The organism is Bradyrhizobium sp. (genome assembly GCF_049581145.1).
GTDB lineage: Bacteria > Pseudomonadota > Alphaproteobacteria > Rhizobiales > Xanthobacteraceae > Bradyrhizobium.
On record NZ_JBAURI010001341.1, the window covers coordinates 1 to 4,092 of the forward strand.

Sequence of the window (4,092 nt, forward strand, 5' to 3'; positions counted from 1 at the left end):
TTGCTGACCGGCACCTTGCCGGCCCAGTACGGGCTGAGGACCGCGGGCGTTCTCGATATCACCAGCCGCGCCTTTTCCGCGCCCGGCGGCAACGTCAGCATCTATGGCGGCAGCCAGGGAACGATTACGCCGAGCTTCGATTATGGCGGCAGCGTCGGCGATACCCAGTATTTCTTCTCGGGGCGCGGCAACTGGAACAATCTCGGCATCGAAAACCCGACCTCGTCGATCTCCGCGATTCACGACCATACCGATCAGGGCAAGTTCTTCGGCTATGTGTCGACGCTGCTCGACCCGTCGACGCGCCTGAGCGTGATTTCGGGAGCATCCTACAGCACGTTCCAGATTCCGAATAACCCCGGCCAGGCGGCGCTTGGCGATTTCGGATCTGCCACCGCCAATTCGTCGACGCTGAACGAAAACGAGATCGATCAGTATTATTACAACATCGTCGCGCTGCAGACCAAGGGCGATGCGGTCGATACCCAATTCTCCGTATTCTCGCGCTATGCCCAGGTCCACTTCATTCCCGATATCGCTGGCGACCTCGAGTTCAACGACGTTGCATCCGACGTCACGCGCTCGAGCCAGATGTATGGAACCCAGTTCGACGCATCCTATGAAATGAACAGCGCGCACACGTTGCGGGCCGGTTTCATGATCACCGCGGAGCAGACCGACGTTTCCAATGTCTCGACGGTGCTGCCGGTCGATCCGAACAGCGGTGCGATCTTGCCGACGCCGGAAACCATCACCGACTCCAATTCGCTGCTTGGCTGGAATCTCGGTGCCTATGTCCAGGACGAGTGGAAGCTCACCAGCCAGCTCACGCTCAATTACGGGCTTCGCTTCGATCAATTGTATCAGTTCGTCGACGCCAACCAGTTCAGCCCGCGCATCTCGCTCACCTACAAGCCGTTCGACGGCACCACCTTCCATGCGGGCTATGCCCGCTACTTCACGCCGCCGATGCAGGCGCAGGCGACGCAATCGAACCTCGCTTTGTTCAACAACACCACGAACCACCCGGCCGTTTCGATCAACGATCCGGTGCTGCCGGAGCGGTCGCATTATTTCGACGCCGGCGTCGACCAGACGCTGCTGCCCGGTCTGACCGTCGGACTCGACGCCTACTCCAAGATTGCGACCGACCTGATCGACGACGGTCAGTTCGGCCAGGCGGTGGTCCTCACCCAGTTCAACTGGGGGCGGGGATACAGCGAAGGTGCGGAAGCCAAGGTCAAATATCAGAACGGCAATTTCGGCGCCTATGCCAATTTTGCCTTCAACGTCACGAGGGCAACCGACCCGGTCTCGAACCAGTATCTGCTTGACCCCGATGAGTACGCTTTTCTGTTGACTCACTATCATTACACCGACGACATGCAGATGTTCACGGGTTCGGGTGGCGCGTCCTATCGCTGGAACGAGACGCAGTTCTCCGCCAACATGAGGTACGGCAGCGGTCTGCCGACCGGCTTTGCCAACTCATCGTTCAATGAACCCTATGTGACGTTCAATCTCGGCGTGGCACATGACGTCCAGGCGTTTGCAGGCGCCAAGCCGCTCACGGTGCGGTTTGATGTGGTCAATCTGTTTGATAAAATCTACGCAATCCGGGACGGGGAGGGCATCGGCGTGTTCGCGCCCCAGTTCGGCCAGCGGCGCGGTTTCTACGTCGGCCTCTCGCAAAAGCTGTAACGCCAGGAAATCGATCGAGAATGCAGCGATGGTCACGGCAACGCAGTGGGTCCAGATATGAATAGACTATCCTTTCGCGAGACATTCCGTGCGATGGCGCCTGCGGTGTTCGCGGTTGCGATCATGGCATTGGCACAACCCTCGCTCGCTCAGCAGGCCGCGGCTCCTGGGTCGCAGCAATCTCCCGCGTTGACCCAGCCGGAGCCTTCCGCGCCGATGGCAGCAAGCCCTTCGGCGATGGGCCAAGCCGCTTCCGCTTCGCTCGCGACGGACGCGACCGCCGCCGAGGCCGGCAACGGCTCGCTGAAGTCGGTGGGGGCGGGGCTGCACGAATTGTCGCCGTGGTCGATGTTCCTGGCGGCCGATATCATCGTCAAGGTGGTCATGGTCGGACTGGCCTGCGCGTCGCTCGCGACCTGGACCATCTTCATCGCCAAGACGATCGAATTGTCGGTTGCGCGGCGCAGGCTGCGCGCAGCGCTCGCCAAGACCGGCGGCGCCAGATCGCTGGCCGAGGCCCAGTTTGCGTTGGGGCCAAAGGGCGATGTGCTGTCGTCGCTGCTTGCGGCGGCGATACGCGAGGCGCGCCTCTCGGCCGGGATCTCCTCCGACAACGGCATCAAGGAACGCGCCGCGTCGAGTTTCACCGAGATTTCGCGCGCCGAGGCCCGCCGCATCCGGCTCGGCATGGGATTGCTCGCCACCATTGGCGCGACGTCGCCGTTCGTCGGGCTGTTCGGCACGGTATGGGGCATCATGAACAGCTTCATCGGCATCTCCAAAGCCCAGACCACCAACCTCGCGGTGGTCGCGCCGGGCATCGCAGAGGCGCTGCTCGCCACCGCGATCGGCCTGGTCGCCGCCATTCCGGCCGTGATCATCTACAATCATTTCGCGCGCGGGACGAAGGCCTATATCGAGCTGGTGAGCCGCGCCTCCGGCGCCGCGGCGCGCCTGTTGTCGCGCGATCTCGATCGCGGCCATGGCGGCAGCCTGGCGCGGGCGGCGGAGTGAAAGCATGGCTACTTCGATCATCGAAGGCGGCTTTGACGACGACGAGGAGTTTTCGGAAGCGCACGAGATCAATGTCACGCCGTTCATCGACGTCATCCTGGTTCTCCTGATCATCTTCATGGTCGCGGCGCCGCTATCGACCGTCGACCTGCCGATCAATCTGCCGTCATCGACCGCGACGCCCGAGAAGAAGCCGGACAAGCCGACCTATGTCACCATCAAGCCCGATCTCGCGCTCGCGATCGGGGAAGACCCGGTCAAGCGTGTCGACCTGGTCCGCACCCTCGACGGCATGACGGACATGAGCAAGGACCGTTTCATCTTCCTGCGCGCCGACCGCGCGGTGCCCTATGGCGAGTTGATGGACGTGCTGGAGATCCTGCGGGCGGGCGGCTACCCGAAGATCAAGCTGGTGGCGCTCGAAGGTGTTCCGGCCGCGGCGACGAGCGGTCCGGAAACTGGCGCTCAGAAGCCCCCAAACGGGTAGCGATGTCTGACGGTGATGCAGAGCAAGGAGTGTCGCGGCGGTTATGGATTCTGGCCGCGCTGGCGGCGCTCGCGCTTCATCTCGGCGGTGCTGCCTTGGCGTTCACGCACTTGCGGGCCGCCGACGACGACGATGGTTTGGGCGCGAATGGCATCGAGGTTGCCCTCGACATGGAGTCGCCGAAGGCGCCTGATAACGATCTGCCGCCTGGACCGGACGCCGATGCGGCGCAGGCATCGGCGCCGGTCGCCGAGCAGAAGGCCGAGGTCAAGCAAACCGAACTTCCGAAGGACAGGCCGACCGAGACCGAGGATCCCGATCGCGTCGTGACGCTGAACGATTCGAACAAGCCGAAGCAGGACGATCCCAAGATAGCGGCCGTCGAGACGCCGGCCTCGGAGGAGCGGTCAGCCCAGGAGGCCACCGCGATGCAGACGCTCGATGACAAGGCGCCCGAGGCCGCGAAGGCGAAGGCGCCCAACGTCGGCATCGGCAAGGATAAACAGAAGCTCACCGCAAAATGGGGACGGCGGATCACCGCCTATTTCGAGTTGCACAAGCGCTATCCGGAGAACAAGGACAAGACCACCACCGTGAAAGTGAGCCTGGTCCTGGACCGTCGGGGCAAGGTCATGTCCGTCGCTGTCAAGGACTCCTCGGGGGACCCCGTGTTCGACGAGGCGGCGGTTGCGATGATCCATCGCTCCGATCCTGTCCCGCCGCCGCCAGCCGGACTGACCGACGATCAGTTCGCCTTCACGCTGGATGTGAATTTCAAGAAGCCGAAATAGCCGATTGCTGGTCTCTGCGGTAGATTAGCGCCAGAAATACCTGATCCCGACGTAGACCACGACGAGGCAGGCAAAGATCAGCGCCACCGGAAGCTGGGG

Annotated in this window: 4 protein-coding genes; all 4 read left to right on the top strand. The window is 62.6% G+C overall.

Features of this window, described 5'->3' with window-relative positions:
• Positions 1-1,701 (top strand): TonB-dependent receptor (locus WCB02_RS42650; RefSeq protein ID WP_423969220.1); only part of this gene is annotated, 1,701 nt, incomplete at its 5' end.
• Positions 1,702-1,758: 57 nt separating this feature from the next.
• Entirely contained in the window at positions 1,759-2,715 is a 957-nt protein-coding gene (exbB, locus tag WCB02_RS42655; protein ID WP_423969222.1) for a tonB-system energizer ExbB, read from the top strand.
• 4 nt (positions 2,716-2,719) lie between these two features.
• The gene (gene exbD / locus WCB02_RS42660; protein ID WP_423969224.1) at positions 2,720-3,202 is read left to right on the top strand and encodes a TonB system transport protein ExbD; all 483 of its coding nucleotides are present in this window, start codon (positions 2,720-2,722) and stop codon (positions 3,200-3,202) included.
• Positions 3,203-3,204: 2 nt separating this feature from the next.
• Entirely contained in the window at positions 3,205-3,993 is a 789-nt protein-coding gene (locus WCB02_RS42665) for an energy transducer TonB (protein ID WP_423969226.1), read from the top strand.
• Positions 3,994-4,092 lie beyond the last annotated feature (99 nt).